This is a genomic window from Actinomadura vinacea, assembly GCF_039532545.1.
Classification (GTDB): domain Bacteria; phylum Actinomycetota; class Actinomycetes; order Streptosporangiales; family Streptosporangiaceae; genus Spirillospora; species Spirillospora vinacea.
On record NZ_BAAARW010000001.1, the window covers coordinates 212,241 to 231,477 of the forward strand.

The window sequence follows — 19,237 nt, forward strand, 5'->3', positions numbered from 1 at the left end:
GGGGAAAAGCGTGCATGCGTTCCGCTGAACGGGCGGCAGGCGGCGCGGAGGCCCTTTTCGGAATCGCGTCCGGCGGTGAAACTCGTCCCGTCCCGGACCTGGGCCTTCCCCGTACGCGACGGCCGACGCGGGGCCGGGCCGCCCGCCCCGTACCGGGCCGTCGCCGTCGCCCTGGGTGACGGCGGGCGCCGGCGCGGGACCGCCTCGACCGACGCCGCGGTCGACCCAACGGCATCGGCAGGTGGAGCCGCACTCCGCCGCCCTTCGACGTGATCTCCGGTCCGCCGCGCGCCGCGGCGATCCCCTAGCCTGGTCGTGACCGAGCATGTGAACGACCTGGTGGGGGGCAAGCCTCGTGGGAGAAGGCCAGCCGATCCGATTGGGCGCGGGCGATCCGGACACGGCCGGGACGCGGCTGGCGGCGGCGCTGCCCGGCGTGTTCCGGACCGACCTGACGACCCGTACGGCCTATTCCTCGGACGCGTCGATCTACCGCCAGGTCCCGGTGGCCGTGGCCGAGCCCCGGTCGGCGGACGATCTCGCGCGGATCCTGGAACTGGCCGCCGCGGAAGGGCTGCCGATCACCGCGCGCGGCGGCGGCACCTCGATCGCGGGCAACGCCGTCGGGTCGGGCATCGTGATCGACACCTCGCGCCGGCTCGACCGGATCCTGTCCATCGACCCCGAGTCCCGCACCGCCGTGGTCGAGCCCGGGGTGGTCCTGGACGATCTGCGGGCGGCGGCCGGCCGCCACGGGCTGACGTTCGGCCCCGACCCGTCCAGCCATTCGCGCTGCACGATCGGCGGCATGATCGGCAACAACGCGTGCGGCTCGCACAGCGTGGCCTGGGGGATCACCGCCGACAACGTCGAGTCCCTCGACCTGCTGCTCCCGGACGGCCGCGTGCTGACGGCCGGGCGCGGCGGCAGCGGTGACGCGCGGATCGACGCCGAGCTGACCCGCCTGCGCGACGCCCACCTGGCGTCGTTGCGCACGGAGCTGGGCCGGTTCAGCCGCCAGGTGGCCGGCTACGGGCTGCACCACCTCCTGCCCGAGAACGGGTTCGACGTGGCCAAGGCGCTGGTCGGCAGCGAGGGGACGTGCGGGCTCGTCACGCGGGCGACCGTCCGGCTCGTGCCGGTGCCGGCGGTGCGCGCGCTGGCCGTGCTCGGCTTCCCGGACGTCTACACCGCGGCGGAGCTGGCCCCGTTCGCGGCGCGGGCCGGGGCGCTGACCGTGGAGGGCATGGCCTCCGACCTGCTCACCGCGCTGCGCCTCCAGCCGGGCCGCGCGAACGCCGGTGCCGACCTGCCGCCGGGCGGCGGCTGGCTGTACTGCGAGGTCGGCGGCGACTCGGCCGCGGCGGCGCAGGAGGCGGCGCACGCGCTCGTAGAGGCGGTCCGTGGACGATTCGCCGACGCGACGGCCGTGGTCGTGGACGAGCCCGCGCGGATGCGGGCGCTGTGGTGGATCCGCGAGGCCGGGTCGGGGATCGTCACGAGGCTGCCCGATGGCGGGGAGGCGTGGCCGGGCTGGGAAGACTCGGCCGTACCGCCGGAGCGGCTCGCCGACTACCTGCGCGGCCTGTACGCGCTGATGGGTAAGCACGGCTTCCGCGGCGTCCCTTACGGCCACTTCGGTGAGGGGTGCCTGCACCTGCGCGTCGACTTCGCTTTGGACGACCCGGCCGGCGTGGCCAAGTACCGGGAGTTCATGCGGGCGGCCGCCGAACTGGTCGTCTCGTACGGCGGGACGGTTTCCGGCGAGCACGGCGACGGCCGGGCCCGTTCCGAGCTTCTGCGCTACATGTACTCCCCGGAGTTGCTGGACGCGTTCAGAGCCTTCAAGGCCGTGTTCGACCCCCAGGGCATGCTCAACCCGGGCGTCATAGCCGATCCGGCTCCGCTGGACGCCGACCTCAGGCCGGGGCCTGGGCGCGACACCCTTTCCGTTACCCCGGTGCACGCCCTCGCCCGGGACAAGGGGTCGTTCACCGCCGCGGTGCACCGCTGTGTAGGCGTCGGCGCGTGCCGCAACCTGGAGACGGGGGCGATGTGCCCCTCGTTCAAGGTGACACGGGACGAGGTGCATTCGACGCGCGGCAGGGCCCGCGTACTGGCCGAGATGCTGCGCGGGGAGACGTTGCAGGACGGCTGGCGTTCCACAGAGGTACGGGACGCCCTGGACCTGTGCCTGTCGTGCAAGGCCTGCGCCAGCGACTGCCCGGTGAACGTGGACATGGCCACGTACAAGGCCGAATTCCTGCACCGCCACTACGCCGGACGGCTTCGGCCTTTGGCGCACTACTCAATGGGCTGGCTGCCCCTATGGTCGCGTCTGGTGGCCGGCGCTCCGGGCTTGGCACGGTCTGCGAACGCTGCGTTGCGCGTCCGTCCCGTGGCCGCGGCCGCGAAGCGCCTAGCGGGCGTGGAGCCGCGCCGCGAGATGATCCGGTTCGCCGAGGAGCCGCTGCGCGACTGGTTCCGCCGCCGGTCTGCCAACGGCCGCCGTACGGGCCGCAAGGTGGTGCTGTGGCCGGACACCTTCACCAACTTCCACCAGCCCGAGGTCGGAAAGGCCGCGGTAGAGGTGCTGGAGGCGCTCGGCTACCGGGTGCTGATGCCGCCGGGCCGCGTGTGCTGCGGTCTCACCTGGCATTCGACCGGGCAGTTGCGCGTGACGCAGCGTGTGCTGCGGCAGACCCTCGACGTACTTGAACCGGCGTTGAACGCGGGCCTTCCCGTCGTCGGCCTGGAGCCGTCCTGCACGGTGATGCTCCGGGACGAGGCGACCGAGCTGCTCCCGGACGACCCGCGTTCCGAACAACTGGCCTCCAGCACCGTGACGCTGGCCGAGCTGGTAGCGAACCATGAGGGCGAATGGCCGTTCCGGCGCCTGGACGCCGACGCCGTCGCCCAGGTGCACTGCCACCAGGAGGCCAAGGGGTCGTACGACCCGGACCGTGCCGTACTGGAACGCCTCGGCGTGAACACGGACGTCATCGGGGCAGGCTGCTGCGGGCTGGCGGGCAACTTCGGGTTCGAGCCGGGCCACTGGGACGTCTCCCAGGCGTGCGCGGAACGCGAGCTGTACCCGAAGGTCCGCGAGGCGGCCGACGACGACCTCGTCCTGGCCGACGGCTTCTCGTGCCGCACGCAGATCGCCCAGGGCACCGGCGACAGGGCGCTGCACCTGGCCGAAGTGCTCCGCCGGGCGCTCTAGACAGCTCGGTGATGTCGGAGGGTGTTGGTACGGTCGCGTCATGTCATCATTCAGCGGATGGGCCGTCATCGACCTGAAGGACGGCCGGGATCCCGACGAGTTCGTCCGCGCGCTGGCGGCGGCCGGCGACTCGGTCCTCGATGTCGCTTTCCAAATCGCCGCCGACGCCTCCAGGGTCTTCGTCTTCGCCGACCACGATGTGACGCTGCCCTCGACGGTCGGGAAGCTCCTGCCCGAGTGGGGCACGCGGGCGATCGCGGCCACCGACGGCGACGAGTACGGCGTGGTCAACGAGGTCCTCGGCCCCGACGGAAGGGCCGTGCACACCGCCTCGATCGACGAGCAGGGCGACGGGACCCTGCCGGCCGACGACACGGCGGAGAGCCGCCGGGCCGCCGCCGCGCTGTTCGGTGTGGAGCCGTCCGCCCTCGACGAGGTGTCGGAGATGTGGAGCGAGGAGGGCGCGCAGCCGTCCGTACTGGGCGAGCCCTACCTGAAGTGGTGGACGGCCCTGGGCGCCCCCTGGCCACACCCCTTCGAGGCCACCACTGTCACCCCCTGACCAGGGGGCGGGGTCAGCGGCCGTCGGCGGCTCGGTAGACGTCGGCGGCGAGGCCGTCGAGCCCGTCCCGCAGGCCGTCCGGACGGCTCAGCACGTCGTGCAGCCGCGCTTGGAACGTGCCGGAGATCTGGTCGTAGTACGGGCTGGGCCCGCGGTTGCGGGCGCCCTCGACGGTCTCCCGCAGGATCCGCAGGTGGGGCTGGGAGTGGCGGAGCGCCGGGTCGTCGTACAGCGCCTTGCGCGCCGGGGCGAAACCGGCCGCGTCGAAGATCACCCGTTCGCTCGCCTCGCTGGACATGAAGCGCATGAACCGCAGCGCGGTGCGGCGCCGTTCGGAGCAGGTCGACAGGGCGAGGTTCCAGCCGCCGAGCGCCGACGGCGTCGGCAGCCGGGCGACGCCCACCTTGCCCGCGACGGGCGAGTCGCCCGCGTTCAGCAGCCCGTGCGCGTACGTCCAGTTGCGCATGAACAGCGCCCGGCCGTCCTCGAACGCGCTGCGGGCGCCCTCCTCGTTGAAGCCCAGCGCGTCCCGCGGGATCCACCCCTCCTGGACGCCCTGGACGAGCCGCGCGAACCCCTTCTCGATGACCTGCGGCCTGGCCTGGATCTCGCCGCCGGAGGTGACCACCGTGCCGCCGGTGTCCCAGATCGACTCCAGGGTGTTGACGGTGAAGCCCTCGTAGCGGCCGAGCTGGGTGACGAACCCCTGGAGGTTGTGCCGGGGCGCGACCGTCCTGGCCTGGTGCCGCAGCTCCGCCCAGGTCCGTGGGGGTGCCAGGCCCTCGGCGTCGAGCACGTCCTTGCGGTAGTAGAGGAGGCCGACGTCGGTGCGCAGCGGCACGCCCCACAGCCGCCCCCGGTAGCGGGCGCTCTCGATCGGGCCGCGCATGAACGCCCGGTGGCCGACGGCCTTCTCGTCGAGCGGCACGATGTAGTTCCAACGCGCGAACTCGGCCGTCCAGATGACGTCGAGCGCCACCACGTCGTAGCAGCCGGGGTCGAAGCCGGGCCGGGAGCCCGCCCCGCCGCCGCGGGCGGCCGTCGCGGCGTCCTGTGCGCTGGTGACGAGCTGGGCGCGGTGGTCGCCGTTGTACTCGGACAGTTCCACCATCTCGACCCGTTCGTCCGGGTTGCTGGCGTTCCAGCGGTTGACCAGCCCTCTGATCTGGGCGCCGCGGCTGGTGTCATGGCCGTCGGCGAACACGATCGGGCCCGTGCCGTTCATGTCCGGGCCGCCGCCGCCCGTGCACGCGGCGAGGGGCGCGGCCGCCAGCGCGACGGCCAGGACGCCGCAGGCCGCACGGGACGCGGGCGCGCGTCCGACGCTTCTCACGCTGCCCTTGTGGGGGGACGGCTCACTGTGGGGGACGACCCCCCACACCCCCCGGCGAAACCGGCGCTCATGCCCTCGCTTCGCTCGGTCATGCCGCCCACCTCCTTCGCTTCGTTCCGGGCCGTGATCAGGGCGGGGTGCCCCAGAGCCCGGTGGCGATCCCGTCCAGGGCCCGCCGCATCGCGGTCATGCCGTCGATCTCGTAGCAGGCGCCGCCCGCCGCCTGCGTGACCCGGTCGAGCCCCGCCGCGCAGCTCTCCGGATGGAACGCGATCACGTACACCCGGACCGGGTCGCCGGAGGAGATCTCGTCGGCCAGTTCTGCCGCCCCGGCCGCGCCGCCGCCGGAGTCGACGCCGTGCGCGAGCATGATCACCGCCCGGGTGGTCTCGTCCGGATCGGCGCCGCCGCGCTTTCGCATCTCGCGCACCGCGGCGCGGACGCTGGAGTACAGGCTCGCGTCGTCCGCGGACGGGCGCAGCCCCGCCAGCCGCTCGGTGAGCCGGTTGAGCCGGCCCCGGTCGGGCGGGCCGACCGGGACGAGCGGACGCTGGTCGCGGGCGCCGCCGCCGACGCCGTCGGCGAACTCCCAGAGCCCGATCTGGTCGCGGGCGCCCATCAGCGGACGGGCCAGGCCGATCGCGTCCGCCGCCGCGGCGACCCGGGTGCCCCTGAGGTAGGGGAAGGGGGCCGCCATCGCCCGCGACACGTCCACCGCGAACAGCACCTGCGCGGACTTGCGGGCCTTGTTCCAGGCGTCCAGCAGCGCCCCGTCGTGCACTTGCCCCGCCAGATCGGCGGCGGGCAGCAGCGACGGGAGCGCCTCCTGCCGCGTGGTGGTGCCGCCGGACGCGTCGCGGTAGCCCGCGTCCTGGAGGCGCGCCTGCGCGTCGGGCTGCCGCAGCCGGTCGTAGAAGTCGCGGATGACCTGACGCCGCGCCGCGCCGGGCGGCGGCGTGCGGGTGATCGTGACGAACGGGTGGTCGAGCAGCGGCATGCCCTCCTCGACGTAGAACGGCCGCAGCTCTGGCCGCTCCGGAGGGGCGCCGGGCCCGCACCCGCTCCCGCCCAGCGGCGCGTTCGCGCGATAGTCGATCAGGGCCTTTTCCGAGACCAGCAGCGCGGTGCGGCGCAGTCCGCCGTCCGGCGGCGACTCGCGCATCGCGCACAGCAGCTTGCCCGGCTCGTCGTCCTCGCGGGCGATCGCCTGCTCCACCGTGTGCAGCCGGCTCGCCGCGTCGCCCCTGGTCAGCACGTCCTCGTTGAGCACACGGGCGGCGAGCGCGGCCTGGTACAGCACCGCGGTGGCGGCCAGGCCGACGCCGGACGAGCGCGGGCTGGCGCGGCCGAAGGCGTAGCCCTTGCGCGGCCAGCCGAGCACCTCGTCCCAGGTGACGGTGTGCCCGGTGAGGCCGAGGCCGTCGGCCATCGAGGCCGGGACCGCCACCACCAGCCGGGAGGTGGTGACCGGGCCCTTGACCTCCAGCCGCACGGTGCCGATCCGGTTGCGGCGCAGCGCCTCCCGGACCTGCTCCACCTCCAGCGACGAGTCCGGCAGCCACACGTCCGCCTCGTCCACCACCTCCTTCGGATCGCGGAGCAGCCAGCCCTGCTTCAGCGCCTCGCGGGCCCCGCCCGGGTAGGACGCGGACACCACGTTCACATCGGTCCTGCGGCAGCCGTCCGGGCCGCGGTTGTCGCGTTCGAACTCCAGCGCCAGCCGGCGGACGATCGCCTCCTTCTCGGTGGACACCCGCACCTTCATCTGCACCGGAGGCGCGGCGCAGGCCGCCTGGGGCGCCTCGCCGGGCGCCGCCGCCAGCGGTACCGCCAGCAAGCCCAGGACCAGCGTCGCCCTGACCGGCCGCGGCGGCAGCGGGATCCGTAACCGCCGCCCGGTGGCCGTCGCCGCCGCCGGTACGGCCGGCGGGAAGATCCTTATGTACGCCTCGGACGGCCCCGCGCCGCGGACCGTGACCGCTGTCGGCTGATATTCACCGAATTCGTTGTCCGGGTTCTGGTGAATGACACTCTGATAGAACCAGTCGGAGGCGATGACGCCCAGGCAGGAGTCCGCGGCGGCGAAAACCTCTTTGAACTCGGGGGCGTCCAGCAGCCGCGCGGTGTAATCCATCGCATTTCCGCTGACGCCTTCCGGATCGAAGTGCACCTCGCCGGCGTGCAGGGCGGTCCGCAACCGGATCGCGGCCGCTTCCGGGGCGTCCCGGTTGTAGGACTCCAGCGCGCTTTTCAGATGCGGCAGCGCGGCCACCAGCCTGCCCTTGGGCACCGACGGTCGGATCAGGCAGAACGCGCCGTCCCCGCGGTCCTCCCGATACCCGGCGAAATGGTTGTGCCAGGTGTACCACGGCAGCCGGGCGCGCCAGAACGCCCTCCGCAGCGCGCGGTACATGCCCGCGCGGGCGGCCCGCCGGTCCAGGTCGGTGCGGCTCCGCGAACTGGACCCCGCGATGTCGACCCAGAAGATCGCGCGGTGCTGCGGTTCCGTGCTTCGGGGCATGGGGAGTGGTTTCGGGCCGGGGCGGGCATTGGACGGCACTGCGCCATTGACGCGGTGTGGGTGCCGACGTCAACATAACTTGTTCCGTCATTTCCACTCCACCACAATGTGAGGCGGACACGCGCGGGAACGCAGGAGCCACAAGAGGACGGGCACGGACATGGACGCGAAGTCGCCGGTCATCACACATGTGTCGTGGGGGCGCATGGAAATCGACGGGCTCGGCTCCGGCAAGGACTTCAAGCTGTGGCCGGGCGGCGGCCGTCCCTGGGACTGGAACGAGACCGGAACGCGGCACGCCCCCGGCATTCAGGCCGCCGACCTTCAGGAACTGCTCGAGCACGGCTGCACGGTCGTCGTGCTGAGCCGCGGCATGGAGCTGCGGCTGCAGACCACCGGCGAGGCGCTTCGGGCCTTGGAGCAGGCGGGTGTCGAGGTGCACGTGGAAGAGACGACCGCCGCCGCCGAGACCTACAACCGTCTCGCGAAGGCCGGCGGCGCCGTCGGCGGGCTCTTCCACTCCACCTGCTGACACCCCACCTGCCGGCGGGGCGGCTCAGCCGACGGGAACGCCCGCCTGGACGACCTGCCGCTCCACCGCGCCGTCCCACAGCACCTCGGGCTTCTCCAGCGGGTTCCCGGGCACGATCAGCAGGTCGCCGCGGGCGCCGATCTCGACCCGGCCCAGGTCGTCGCGGTTGAGCAGGCTGGCGTTCACCGACGTCGCCGAGCGCAGGCAGGCCAGCGGCCCGGCCGCCTCGGTCTGCAGGCGCAGGCCGAGCAGCTGGTCGTCCTCCAGGTCGCCCATGAGGTCGGTGCCGAACCCGACCGGGACGCCGGCCTTGTGCGCCAGCTCGACGGCGTGCTTGCCGGCGTGCAGGACCTCCTGGTTCTTGGCGCGGCCGACGGCCGACAGGCCCACCTCGTCCGCGCGCCGGTCCATCGCGTCGTAGGTGACCAGGGTCGGCACCAGGTAGGCGTTGTGGTGCGCCATCAGCTCGGCGGTCTTCTCGTCCAGCAGGTTGCCGTGCTCGATCGAGCGGACGCCGTTGACCAGCGAGTGCCGGATCGCCTCGGGCGAGTAGGCGTGCGCGGCGACGTAGCCGCCGCGGCGGGCGGCCTCGCCGGTCACCGCGCGGATCTCCTCGGGCGAGTACTGCGGCTGCCGGATCGGGTCGGTCGGCGACACCACCCCGCCGGAGGTCATGATCTTGATGGCGTGCGCGCCGCGCCGGAACCGCTCCCGCACCGCCACCAGCAGCGGGTCCACCCCGTCCACGACCTCGTTCATGTGCTGCGCGCACAGGCAGATCTCCAGGTCGCGGGGACGGCCGTCGCCGTGCCCGCCGGTCTGGCTGAGGGCGGGACCGGTGTACAGGTAGCGCGGCGCGGCGACCAGCCCGCCGGCGATGGCCTTGGCCAGACCGGGGTCGCCGCCGGCCACGTCCCGGACGGTGGTGAAGCCGCGGCGCAGCGCCCGGCCCAGCCGGCGCGCCCCGGCCAGCGCGAGGTAGCTCAGCGGCGCGCCGTCGAACTCCAGGCTGTTCAGGGAGATCCCGTACGCGTGGAAGTGCGCGTCGATCAGCCCCGGCAGCACGGTGCGGCCGCGCGCCTCGAGCACCCGCTCGGCCCGGGTCACCCGGTCCCCGATCTCGGTGATCACACCGTCCCGGACGTACAGCGACCCCTCCCGCGGCTCCGCCGACCAGCCGTCGAAGATCAGGGCATCGGTGATGGTCAGGCCGGTCATGCGGTGCCTCCTCGGCGGCGTGGCGGGCAGCGTCCCCGTGACGCTACCGGCACCGCCGGGCGGACCGGCCTTCTGCAGTCCGCTGTCCGGTACCGCGGCGCGGCGACACGGCCTGACCGGCGTTTCTCCCGTGGCACGTGCCCGGCGTGGTCCATAGGCTTGGGTGATGATCGACATGTCTTGGCTCGGGCCCGCCATCGACGCGCGGCCGCTGTTCGCCGGGCAGCAGGCCGCCTTCGTCGCACTGCTGGAGGACCTCCGCCCGGATGATTGGGACCGTGCCACCGCCTGCCCTGGCTGGTCCGTCAAGGACATCGCCGCGCACGTCCTCGGCGACCACGTCGGACGGCTGTCCATGCTCCGCGACGGGTACCAGGTGCTGGGACCGCGCGAGGGCGAGGCGTTCACCGCGTTCATCGACCGGATCAACGACGAGTGGGTGACCGCCGCCCGGCGGATCAGCCCGCCGCTCCTGATCGACCAGCTCGCCACCGTCGGCGAGCAGGTCGTGGCGTACTGGCAGACGATCGACCCGGGCGCGCTCGGGCTCCCCGTGTCGTGGGCCGGGCCGGAGCCGCATCCGGCCTGGCTGGACGCCGCCCGCGACTTCACCGAGTACTGGACGCACCACCAGCAGATCTGCGACGCCACCGGACAGCCCGGGCTGGACGACCCCGGTTACGCCGGACCCGTCATCGACACGTTCATGCGGGCCCTGCCCCACACGCTGCGCGAGGTCTCCGCACCCGAAGGGACGTCCCTCCAGGTGATCGTGACCGGCCCGGGCGCCGGCGCCTGGACCTGTACCCGCGGCGCGGAACGCTGGGGGCTGGAACGGCGCCCGGAGGACGCGCCGGACGCGTCCCTCGAACTCGACACCGACACCGCCTGGCGCCTCTGCACCCGCGGCATCGACCCCGGCACCGCCGCCGGACGCGCCCGCGCCACCGGCGACCCCCGGCTGACCGAGGCCGCGCTCCAGATCGTCTCCATCATCTGGACACCCTCCTCCGGGACCTGAACGGGGATCTCTTATAGATATTTCAGATTGACTAGGTGGGGAATTGCTGGCATGCTGGTCCGCATGCGGCCGTGCCTTCCTCTGTGGTCACGCCTGCACGTCGACTTCCGGCGGCAGGCCAGTGCTCTGTGTCGTCGCGCCTGACCACGACACCCACGCGAGCGAGACGACGAAGGCAAGGAACCTGCATCCCATGACCGTGAGCACACCCGCGTTCGTGCTGTCCGGCCCCGCCGAGACGGCCCTGGCCCTGGCCGCCGCCCCCGACGACTGGCTGCCGCGGGTCCGGCTGAGCCCGCAGGGGCGCTGGTACGAGCGCCTGCACAACGACGGCGAGACCGAGATCTGGCTGATCAGCTGGCTGCCCGGCCAGACCACCGGGCTGCACGACCACGGCGGATCGCGCGGCGCGTTCGCGGTGGCGCTCGGCGCGCTGGAGGAGCGCGACCTCGGCGGCAGCCGCCAGGTCACCAACGGGCAGACCCGGGCGTTCGGGGCCGACTACATCCACGAGGTGCACAACACCTCGACCGCGCCGGCGGTCAGCGTCCACGTATACTCGCCACCGCTGAGCACCATGAACCGCTACGAGCTCAACGGGTCCGGCGAGCTGGTCCCGCTGATCGAGGAGAAGGCCGAGCAGTGGTGACCGTACGTCCCGCCGGGGCGCGTTCCATCGACGAGATCCTTGCCGAAGCGCGCGGCCGCCTGGAGCGGCTGACCGCCGAGCAGACCCACGCCGAGTGGCTCGACGGCGCGCTGCTGGTCGACATCCGTCCGGCGGCGCAGCGGGCGGCCGAGGGCGAGATCCCCGGCGCGCTCGTCGTCGAGCGCAACGTGCTGGAGTGGCGGTTCGACCCGGCCAGCGACGCCCGCCTCCCCGAGGCCACCGGTTACGACCTGCGGATCATCGTCGTCTGCTCGGAGGGCTACACCTCCAGCCTGGCCGCGGCCGCCCTGCACGATCTGGGACTCACCAGCGCGACCGACCTCGCGGACGGTTTCCAGGCCTGGCGCGCGGCGGGCCTCCCCGTCACGTCCGGCGCCACCGCCTGAGCGGTCCCTCCCAGGGGCACGCCTGAACAGGCAAGGAAGCCGCCAGGTGCCGTCGAGTTCGTTGCGCGCTGACCAGCCGATGGGCCACCGCGTGAGTTACGCCCAGTGCGACTCCTGCCAGAGCGAGGCTCTGGACGGCCTCGTGCGGGCGCGTTGGGCGTAGCATCCCTGCTCGTCGCAGCCGGCCCCTGGCCCAGAGGGTGAAGGGGATGACGACCAGTGGCGAGGTGACCGAGCCCGGCGTGTACCCGCGGACGGCGGCGGCCTGGGCCAGGTGTGCCACGCCGTGCAGGCCGAATCCGAGCAGGACGGCCTGGTAGGCGGGCGAGCTTCCGCGCGTGCGGTGACCGGCGCCGACACCCTCGCGCTCAGATCCGTTCATCGGAACACAGTCTGCCGAACCGTCACGGCGAGTGCCCCAGCGTGGGGGCGGTCTCCCAGGTCGGGTCGCTCCAGAACTCCATCAGCTCTCCTTCCGTGAGCTCCTCGGGCGGCGCTTCGCGCAGCCGGCGTCCAGTGTGCAGCGACCAGTTCGCCACCAGGAGGAAGGCCAGGTACTCGTCATCGCCGCGCGGGAGGTCCATCCACACCTGCCTTTGCTCGGCACCGGCCCGGAGGGGGGCCGGTACGCCACGTCTCCAGTACGCCACATCCGCACCGCGCAACGGATACGGATTTCACTTATCGGATCGGAGTGGAACGAGATGGTACGCCCGATCACGGCAAGCCCATAAAAACGGACGTAATTCAACAATCACCCCTAAGGCGGAAAACTCCGAGACGAATTCGGGTTCGATGGTAGCCGGTGATCAGCGTCCTCTTCTATGTCGTTCTGCTCTGTTCTGATGCGGTGTCCCCTGTCCGGGAATTCCGATCTGGAGTGATTTGGAACGCGATTCGCATACCGCGGGGGACTTCGAAATGAGACCATTAACGCGGCGTATGCGAGCTGTCGCCCATGCTGATCGGTCAGGGGGTTCGATGATCGGTAAGTCTGACGAGGGAGCCCGGCTCGACGGGTTCGTCCAGCAGCTCGTCGAGCTGCGCGAGGCTTGCGGTTCTCCCAGCCTGCGCGATATCGCGTCCATCTCCAAGGCGCTGCACGCCCGTGACGGCGATGAGCCGCCCAGAGTGCAGGAACTGTCGGCCACCGCGATCAGCGACGTCCTGGCGCGCCGCCGCGAACGCCCGCCCGCCTGGCACTGGGTCGCCTCCTACGTGCTGTCCTGCCAGGCATTCGCACGCCACAGCGGCGCCCGCGCCGACGACCCGGCCCACGAAAGCCTGCCCGACTGGCACCGGCGCTACCGCGCCGCCCTCCCGCCGCCGCCCGGCACCCCGGTCGGCACCGTCGCCGGCCTGGACGAGGCGCTGATCAACGTCTCGGTGGCCGCCCTGATCGACAATCTGACATCTCTTGTCGACGATCACCCGGGCGCGCGGGCGCCGGACTGGTCGGCCGCCCCGGCCTGGCACGAGCCGTTGTCCATGACAGAGCGCCGCTACGGGGCCCTGTTCGGCACGCATGGCATCGACCTTCTGAATGCCGCCGAGGAGGGGAACGAGGACGCCGCGTGCCGGCTCGGGCTGCTGCTGCTCTGCGAGGACCGGACCGCCGAAGGGCTCGCCTGGCTGGAGTCCGCCGCCGCCGCGGGCGACATCGTGGCCCAGGTCGTCGTGCACAGTGCACCCCAGTGGCGCACCGAGATCGCCGCCCAGCTCGCCTACGAGCTGACCCTTCCCGGGTACGGCGGCGATCCCCCGGCATGGGCCGAGGGACGCACCGGCGCCGAGGCCTACTACCGCGGCGCCGCGCGCTCCGGCCATCCCGGTGCCACCTACCGATTGGCCCTGATGCTCCACGCCCGGGGCGACGACTCCACCGCGGCCCACCTGTTCGGCAAGGCGGCCCGGCTCGGCCACCCCGAGGCCGCGCAAGCCCGCGACCGGCTCCGGCGCGGTGAAGACGCGCACTGACCCGCTTCAGACCATCCCAGATGATCATCAAGAAGCCCGGCGGGCGAGGGCCTGGTCAGGGCGTGGTGAGGGTGCTCAGGTCGTTGAGGATCTCGGAGGCGGTCACCGGGGCCAGGGCTGAGAAGGGGAGCGGGGAACGGTCGATCCGCCAGCTCAGCCTTGTGCCGTCACTCAGCCAGACCCGAGTGATGGTCTGCTCGGGCCAGTAGGTCGGGTCGCCGACCGTGATGCCGGGGTCGAGATCGATGACGACCGTGCCGCCCGGGACCTCGCGGGTGATCCAGGACTGGATGCCGTTGTCCTCGGCGGTGCCGCGCTGCCAGCCGCGGCGTTCCATGCCGAGCACCTTGACCGATGGGACGGAGACGTTCGCGAATCGCTCCAGGGCGGTGCCGGCACGTTCGCTGTCGGTCAGCGCGTGGACCGGACGCCGCAACTGCTGAAACGGCTGCATGAGCTCGTAGTCGGCGAGAACCTCATCCCAGGCGTCCAGCTTGCCGCTCAGGTCGAGGGGGTGGGCCACGCCGACCCGGTCCTCGGCGGCGAGTTCCAGCCCGGTGTCGTCGACGTCGGCGAGCGTGCGGTCTTCGGCGATGCGGAACGCGCGTCCCTCTCCGGTGATCCAGACCAGCCGGCGGGCGATGTGCCACAGCAGCGGGTGCGAGACGATCAGGCCGTGGAACTCTGCCGACGTCCACCGGCGCCGGGTGACCATGGCCTGTTCCAGCCGCAGGATCTGGTCGGCGGCCACGGTCCGGACGTCCTTCTTCAGGGCGGCGAACCGCTTGTGCGCGGCCGGGGCCAGCTCCTGGTCGTCGCGGGCGCCGGGCTTGGGCAGGGCCGTGCGCCGGGCGCCGTTCTCGTCCATGACGTAAGGCTTGAGCCGTTCGTCGAACCCGACGGTGAAACGGCGCGGGCCGTAGTCGAGGGTGAGGCCGCCGTCGGCGTCCAGCCCGAGGTCGGGGACGAGCCGGTCGCCGAGCCGCTCCGGGGACAGTCCGAGTTCGGCGGCGAGCGCGGTGATCCGCTCCTGGGCCTTCGCCCTGATCCCCTTGTACTTGACGCTTCGCGCGATGCCGTTCAGGTGCATGAGGGCGACGTCGGTGCCGATCGCGACCAGGACGTCCAGCCCGGCGACCGCCTTGTGGTGGCTGCCGTCGCCCGGCCAGGCGCGGATGATCGGCGTCAGCGCGCGGACCGTCTCGTCGTCGCCGAGCAGCCCGAGCGCTGTGAGGACCCAGGCCTCGTCCCCCGCGCCGCCGCTCTGCCCGCGCAGGCCGGACCCTTCGAAGAGGGCCCAGGCGAACGCCGCGAGCGAGGCGGGGTCGCAGATCTCCTTCACCTGGTGGACGCCCGGGTACGGGTGGTCGGGCTTGGAGAGGAGCAGCATGGTGATGATGTGCCGGGCCGCTTCGCCGGAGAGAGCCTGGCCTGTGCCGCGGAGGAGCACCTGGGGGAGCAGGTGCGGGTCGACCCAGCGGTCGATCTGGGGCATGTCGGCCGGCAGATCGTCCAAGGGGTCGCGGTCGAGGAGGGTCTCGATCGCCTCCGCCGCCTTCTTCTTGTGGTCGCGCGCGGCGTCGACGACCTTGTCGCGATGGCCGTCCGAGGCGAGGAACCGCAACGCCGCCTCGGCTTCGCGCCGCTGGGGGCCCGCCTTGCCCAGGGCCGCCGGGACGAGTTCGCGGGAAGCCGCGAAGGCGTGCCTGCGCAACCATTCCTCGACGGTCGGGCGCAGCCTCGGGCGCCGCACCAGCGACTCGGCCATCAGGGCGGCGACCTCGGCGTTGCAGAACGGCAGCAGCACCCTGACCGCCATCGCCGGGCGGTATGCGAAGTCGAGGGCGGCGGGCAGGGCATCGAGCCCGAAGCGGGCCACGATGGGCTTCAACCACGCGCTGTCGGTGTGGTGGGTGTGGGTCGGCCGCCACCCGGCCAGCAGCGGGCGGACGCGATCCTCGGGGCCGCCGGTCAGCAGGTTCACCTTCTCAGCGGCGTCCATGGGGCTTGCCCGGAACTTCTGGATCGCCTTGTCCCAGTGGGGATCCTGCTCCGGAGGACGGCCGGGTTCGGTGGTCGCCGCCCATTTCTCGCGCTCGCCGGGCGCCCAGGCGATGACCGGCTCGTCCGGCGCCTTCAGACCTCGGACGGTCACCGGCTTGACCTCGGCCCGGTCGCGTGTCCATGGGGGCTCGACCAGCAGCCGCGGCAGGGCCTGGGGAGGTACCTCCGCGGGCCACTCTTTCGCGTGCTCGTCGATCGCCTCGACGGCGTGGCGCGCGTCGGCGGGGAGACTCGGCAGCAGGGCGGCGGTCAGTTCGGGGTGGGTTGAGATGTGAGTGCGCAGCAGGCGTGCGGCGTACGAGGCGGCCGCGGGGTCCTTGCCGACGGTGGCGGCCAGCAGGCGCAGTGCCCGTGCGGGGAAGCGCCGGGCGGCCTCGACCACGGCGGCGTGCACGTGTGGCCGGTGGAGGCGGGCCACGAGCAGGTCGAACGCCTCATCGGTGGGCAACGCGGCGAGTACCCGGGCCTGGACCTCCGTGTCATAACCGGAGACGTCGATGGCTCTGGCCACGGCCGGCGCGAGGGCGGGCCCGACGCCATCGACCATGGTGTAGAGCGGATCGCCGGTGAGGATCAGCAGGTATCGCTCGCGGAGCAGTTCGAATTGCTCGAACGAGCCCAGCGAGCGCAGCACGTCGAGCCTGTCGCGGTCACCGGTGTCGCGATCCAGCTCCGCGCACGCCTCGTCGACCCACTTCAGCCGGGTGGGCGCCAAGTACGCCGTGGTGATGCGCTGCGCCTTGTCCCGACGGCGATCGGCGAGGGCTTCGACGGCCTCCAGGTAATCCCGTTCGCCGGCGGCGGCGAGAAACGCCCGCACACGCGACGAGACCAGGTCGAGGCAGTACTCGATCCGGCCCGAGCCTCGTTCCTCCTCGCCGGGACGGCGGACGCTGAGATGGCACCAGGAGTGTTTCTTCTGGTACTCGTACCCGCGGACGAAGACGCGGCTCAGCTCGGCCGTCGCCGCGGCGGCGAAAGTGAGGCCGTGCTCGCTGATCCAGGCGTCCGCGAACAGGCCGAGCCCGCGCGCCCGATCGATGGCGGCGAAGATGTCGTCCATCAGCTCGGTCTCGGCGGCGACGACCGCCGCGACCACCGCCGCCCCTTGGGGGTCGGCCTCGCCGTTCAGATGGGCGCGCGTCGACTCGATCATGTCGATGGGGGTCTTCTCGGCCTTGAGCAGGAAGACGATCGCGTCGTGCGCCTCTTCGGCGAGACTCCGCGCCGCGGCGGCGGCCTCGGGGTCGAGCTCGATCGGCGGCCCCGGGGTGCCTCCATGCCGCGGGTGCAGGATCGCCCGCCAGTCCTCGGGCATGGCGAAGACGTCCTCGTCAACGGGCACGGGCCCGCTCGGTGAGGCAGCTGGGGCGTTCGACATGGACGACGACCCTTCGGAACCCGGGGAGCTGATCGTTCCGCGAAAGGCTACCGACCGTCTCGGACAAAGGCTGCGAAGACATTTCCGTCATCTTCTTTCGTCCGGCTCCTGGAACGTGCGTCGGGAGCCGGGCGAATGCGGGCCGGGGCCTGTCTCGAAGTGGCCTCAGGTACCGCGCGAGTGCGTTTACCTGGGTGGTGGACATGGCGCCAGCGCCGCTCGCCCGGTCGGGACGGCGCGGTCAGGTGAAGTGCGGGAGGACGCGGTCCCGGAAGGTCTCCAGGGTCTGGAGCATGCGGTCCTGGTCGAGGTCGTACCACTGCATCCGCAGGATGACGTAGGTGATCCCGTTGGCCTCCAGTTCCTTCAACGACGCCACGCACGACTCGGGGTCGGTGAACAGGTAGGACGTGTCGGCGACCTCGGCGAGGTCGGCGGAGCCCTTCAGGTGCCGGTAGGAGCCGGTCTGGTCGGGCGCCTCGAACTGGGAGTACTTGGCGGAGGTCGCGCCGCGCGCGGCCAGGCCGATGGCGCGGGCGCGCTCGCGGTCGTCGTCGAGGACCAGCTCGCGCCGCACGACGATCTCCTGGGCGGCGCCGCGGCCGAGGCGCTCGCGTTCGGCGCGGTAGAGGTCCAGGATCGGGACGAGCTTGTCCAGCGGCGCGTGCGGCGGGACGATCCAGGCGTCGCCGAGGCGGGCGGCGCGGCGGGCGCCGGTCTTGTGGACGCCGGCGCCGACCCACACCGGCGGGCCGCCGGCCTGCACCGGCGGCAGTCCGATCCGCTGGTCGCGGACCGTGAAGTGGGTGCCCTCGAAGGTGACCGGGCGGTCGGCCCACAGCTCGCGCATGAGCGTCACGCTCTCCTCGTACCGGCTGACGCGCTCGTCCATCGGGACGCCGAACGAGGCGAACTCGTTGCCCCGGTACCCCATGCCGAGGCCGGCGATGGCGCGGCCGCCGCAGAGGTGGTCGAGGGTCGAGTACTCCTCGGCCAGGCCGACCGGATGCCGCAGCGGCAGGATGTACATGTTCGTCCCCAGCGACATGTCCCCCGCGTGCTCGGCGAGCGCGGCCAGCGCGGGCAGCGGCTGCAGGGTGGGCATGTTGCCGAGGTAGTGGTTGAGGACCCAGACCGAGCCGATCCCGGCGTCCCGGGCGGCCCGTACCTGCTCGCGCATCTGCCCGATCCGCGACGCCGCCTGGACGTGCGGCGGGAAGTCGTTCATGAGGGCCAGCCCGAACCTCAGGGTCATGGTGTCTCCACTCGCTCCGGCGGCAGTGCGAAATACATACTATTCATACTCATGGATTGCGGGCTAGACTCCGACGGCGGGCCATCCGGCCGGAGAAAGGGGACAGCGATGAAGGCCGTGCGCGTCACCAGCCTGGACGGGCCGCGGGCGCTCGTCGTGCAGGACGTCCCCGAGCCCGTCCCCGGCGACGGCGAGGTCCTCATCGACGTGCACGCCGCCGGGGTGAGCTTCCCGGACCTGCTGATGACACGCGGCCGGTACCAGCGCAAGCCCGAGCTCCCGTTCTCGCCGGGAGTGGAGGTCGCGGGCACCGTCCGCGCCGCCCCGCCCGGGACCGGCCTGTCCTCCGGCGACCGGGTGGCCGCGTTCGTCCGGGTGGGCGGCTGGGCGGAGGTGGTCGCCGCGCCGTCCGAATACACCTTCCGCCTCCCCGACGCGATGTCCTTCCGCGGCGGCGCCGGTGTCGTCATGAACTACATGACCGCGCACCTGGCCCTGGCGCGGCGGGCCCGGCTGCGCGCCGGCGAGACCGTGCTCGTGCACGGCGCCGCGGGCGGTCTCGGGACGGCGTCCCTCCAGGTCGCGGCGGCGCTCGGGGCGCGGACGATCGCGGTCGTCTCCACCGCGGACAAGGCCGCGTTCGCCCGCGCCGCCGGAGCGGACGAGGCCGTTCTCGCCGCCGGCTGGCTGGACGGGGTCCGCGCGCTCACGGGCGAGCGCGGCGTGGACGTCGTGGCCGACCCGGTCGGCGGGGACCGGATGCTCGACTCGCTCCGCTCGCTCACCCGCGAAGGAAGGCTGCTCGTGCTCGGGTTCGCCGAAGGGCGGATCCCCGACATCCCGGCCAACCGGCTGCTGCTGAAGAACATCGACGTCATCGGCGTCGCCTGGGGCCACCTCGTCCAGGAGGAGCGCGGCTACCCCGCCGAGCAGTGGTCGGACCTGCTCGCCTACTACGAACAAGGCCACCTGCGTCCCGTCGACGGCGCCGCGTTCGCGCTCGACGACGCCCCGGCCGCCCTCGCCCGGCTCGACGACCGGGCGGCCACCGGCAAGATCACCCTGACCGTCCGTCCCTGACCGGAGAAGGAGAG

16 protein-coding genes are annotated in these 19,237 nt (G+C 72.5%); 9 read left to right on the top strand and 7 right to left on the bottom strand.

Annotated elements, in window-relative coordinates; translation table 11 throughout:
* Positions 1 to 355: 355 nt before the first annotated feature.
* On the top strand, positions 356 to 3,223 hold the full coding sequence (locus ABD340_RS01020) for an FAD-binding and (Fe-S)-binding domain-containing protein (protein ID WP_344586339.1): 2,868 nt from the start codon (positions 356 to 358) through the stop codon (positions 3,221 to 3,223).
* A gap of 40 nt (positions 3,224 to 3,263) precedes the next feature.
* Positions 3,264 to 3,785 carry a hypothetical protein gene (locus ABD340_RS01025; protein WP_344586340.1) on the top strand — a complete coding sequence of 174 codons (522 nt, stop codon included), beginning with the start codon at positions 3,264 to 3,266 and terminating at the stop codon, positions 3,783 to 3,785.
* Positions 3,786 to 3,798: 13 nt separating this feature from the next.
* Here ABD340_RS01025 and ABD340_RS01030 read toward each other — a convergent pair whose 3' ends face one another.
* Both ABD340_RS01030 and ABD340_RS01035 read right to left on the bottom strand, forming a co-directional pair.
* Complete coding sequence (locus tag ABD340_RS01030; protein ID WP_344586341.1) at positions 3,799 to 5,118, bottom strand: ABC transporter substrate-binding protein; 1,320 nt, start codon at positions 5,116 to 5,118, stop codon at positions 3,799 to 3,801.
* Between the two features lie 127 nt (positions 5,119 to 5,245).
* Entirely contained in the window at positions 5,246 to 7,639 is a 2,394-nt protein-coding gene (locus ABD340_RS01035; protein ID WP_344586342.1) for a substrate-binding domain-containing protein, read from the bottom strand.
* 160 nt (positions 7,640 to 7,799) lie between these two features.
* On the opposite strand from ABD340_RS01035, the gene ABD340_RS01040 reads away from it, so the two are divergent.
* Positions 7,800 to 8,171 (top strand): Mth938-like domain-containing protein, encoded by a 372-nt coding sequence (locus ABD340_RS01040; protein WP_344586343.1) that lies wholly within the window; start codon positions 7,800 to 7,802, stop codon positions 8,169 to 8,171.
* Positions 8,172 to 8,195: 24 nt separating this feature from the next.
* Here the strand turns inward: ABD340_RS01040 and ABD340_RS01045 are convergent, their stop codons facing one another.
* A complete protein-coding gene (locus tag ABD340_RS01045) occupies positions 8,196 to 9,389 on the bottom strand; it encodes a metal-dependent hydrolase family protein (protein ID WP_344586344.1) in 1,194 nt (397 codons plus the stop codon).
* A gap of 166 nt (positions 9,390 to 9,555) precedes the next feature.
* Here ABD340_RS01045 and ABD340_RS01050 point away from each other — a divergent pair, with 166 nt between their 5' ends.
* The 4 genes from ABD340_RS01050 (at position 9,556) to ABD340_RS01060 (ending at position 11,466) form a co-directional block, all read left to right on the top strand.
* Positions 9,556 to 10,410 carry a maleylpyruvate isomerase family mycothiol-dependent enzyme gene (locus tag ABD340_RS01050; protein ID WP_344586345.1) on the top strand — a complete coding sequence of 285 codons (855 nt, stop codon included), beginning with the start codon at positions 9,556 to 9,558 and terminating at the stop codon, positions 10,408 to 10,410.
* A gap of 63 nt (positions 10,411 to 10,473) precedes the next feature.
* Positions 10,474 to 10,554: a putative leader peptide gene (locus tag ABD340_RS47825; protein ID WP_425547301.1), complete on the top strand. Its 81-nt coding sequence runs from the start codon at positions 10,474 to 10,476 to the stop codon at positions 10,552 to 10,554.
* A gap of 49 nt (positions 10,555 to 10,603) precedes the next feature.
* Positions 10,604 to 11,059 (top strand): cysteine dioxygenase, encoded by a 456-nt coding sequence (locus ABD340_RS01055; RefSeq protein WP_344586346.1) that lies wholly within the window; start codon positions 10,604 to 10,606, stop codon positions 11,057 to 11,059.
* A complete protein-coding gene (locus ABD340_RS01060; protein ID WP_425547297.1) occupies positions 11,056 to 11,466 on the top strand; it encodes a rhodanese-like domain-containing protein in 411 nt (136 codons plus the stop codon). The genes ABD340_RS01055 and ABD340_RS01060 overlap by 4 nt, the downstream gene beginning before the upstream one ends.
* Here the strand turns inward: ABD340_RS01060 and ABD340_RS47830 are convergent.
* Both ABD340_RS47830 and ABD340_RS01065 read right to left on the bottom strand, forming a co-directional pair.
* Positions 11,444 to 11,848, bottom strand: coding sequence for an HXXEE domain-containing protein (locus ABD340_RS47830; protein ID WP_425547298.1), 405 nt, complete (start codon positions 11,846 to 11,848; stop codon positions 11,444 to 11,446). The two genes, ABD340_RS01060 and ABD340_RS47830, sit on opposite strands and share 23 nt — an antisense overlap.
* Positions 11,849 to 11,870: 22 nt before the next feature.
* Positions 11,871 to 12,050: a hypothetical protein gene (locus tag ABD340_RS01065; protein ID WP_344586348.1), complete on the bottom strand. Its 180-nt coding sequence runs from the start codon at positions 12,048 to 12,050 to the stop codon at positions 11,871 to 11,873.
* A gap of 397 nt (positions 12,051 to 12,447) precedes the next feature.
* Between ABD340_RS01065 and ABD340_RS01070 the strand changes: the two genes are divergently transcribed.
* Entirely contained in the window at positions 12,448 to 13,443 is a 996-nt protein-coding gene (locus ABD340_RS01070) for an SEL1-like repeat protein (RefSeq protein ID WP_344586349.1), read from the top strand.
* A 55-nt stretch (positions 13,444 to 13,498) separates the two neighbouring features.
* Here ABD340_RS01070 and ABD340_RS01075 read toward each other — a convergent pair whose 3' ends face one another.
* Positions 13,499 to 16,852, bottom strand: a complete 3,354-nt coding sequence (locus tag ABD340_RS01075; protein WP_344586350.1) for a DUF4132 domain-containing protein — start codon at positions 16,850 to 16,852, stop codon at positions 13,499 to 13,501.
* A gap of 277 nt (positions 16,853 to 17,129) precedes the next feature.
* Positions 17,130 to 18,143: an LLM class flavin-dependent oxidoreductase gene (locus ABD340_RS01080; protein ID WP_344586351.1), complete on the bottom strand. Its 1,014-nt coding sequence runs from the start codon at positions 18,141 to 18,143 to the stop codon at positions 17,130 to 17,132.
* A gap of 108 nt (positions 18,144 to 18,251) precedes the next feature.
* Here ABD340_RS01080 and ABD340_RS01085 point away from each other — a divergent pair, with 108 nt between their 5' ends.
* Entirely contained in the window at positions 18,252 to 19,223 is a 972-nt protein-coding gene (locus tag ABD340_RS01085; protein ID WP_344586353.1) for an NADPH:quinone oxidoreductase family protein, read from the top strand.
* The last annotated feature ends 14 nt before the right edge of the window (positions 19,224 to 19,237 follow it).

Excerpts from the sequence above, each read along its gene's own strand:
- ABD340_RS01025 (WP_344586340.1), top strand. The coding sequence starts at position 3,264 with ATGTCATCATTCAGCGGATGGGCCGTCATCGACCTGAAGGACGGCCGG.
- ABD340_RS01035 (WP_344586342.1), bottom strand. The coding sequence starts at position 7,639 with ATGCCCCGAAGCACGGAACCGCAGCACCGCGCGATCTTCTGGGTCGAC.
- ABD340_RS01040 (WP_344586343.1), top strand. The coding sequence starts at position 7,800 with ATGGACGCGAAGTCGCCGGTCATCACACATGTGTCGTGGGGGCGCATG.
- ABD340_RS01045 (WP_344586344.1), bottom strand. The coding sequence starts at position 9,389 with ATGACCGGCCTGACCATCACCGATGCCCTGATCTTCGACGGCTGGTCG.
- ABD340_RS01050 (WP_344586345.1), top strand. The coding sequence starts at position 9,556 with ATGATCGACATGTCTTGGCTCGGGCCCGCCATCGACGCGCGGCCGCTG.
- ABD340_RS47825 (WP_425547301.1), top strand. The coding sequence starts at position 10,474 with ATGCGGCCGTGCCTTCCTCTGTGGTCACGCCTGCACGTCGACTTCCGG.
- ABD340_RS01055 (WP_344586346.1), top strand. The coding sequence starts at position 10,604 with ATGACCGTGAGCACACCCGCGTTCGTGCTGTCCGGCCCCGCCGAGACG.
- ABD340_RS47830 (WP_425547298.1), bottom strand. The coding sequence starts at position 11,848 with ATGAACGGATCTGAGCGCGAGGGTGTCGGCGCCGGTCACCGCACGCGC.
- ABD340_RS01065 (WP_344586348.1), bottom strand. The coding sequence starts at position 12,050 with ATGGACCTCCCGCGCGGCGATGACGAGTACCTGGCCTTCCTCCTGGTG.
- ABD340_RS01070 (WP_344586349.1), top strand. The coding sequence starts at position 12,448 with ATGATCGGTAAGTCTGACGAGGGAGCCCGGCTCGACGGGTTCGTCCAG.
- ABD340_RS01080 (WP_344586351.1), bottom strand. The coding sequence starts at position 18,143 with ATGACCCTGAGGTTCGGGCTGGCCCTCATGAACGACTTCCCGCCGCAC.
- ABD340_RS01085 (WP_344586353.1), top strand. The coding sequence starts at position 18,252 with ATGAAGGCCGTGCGCGTCACCAGCCTGGACGGGCCGCGGGCGCTCGTC.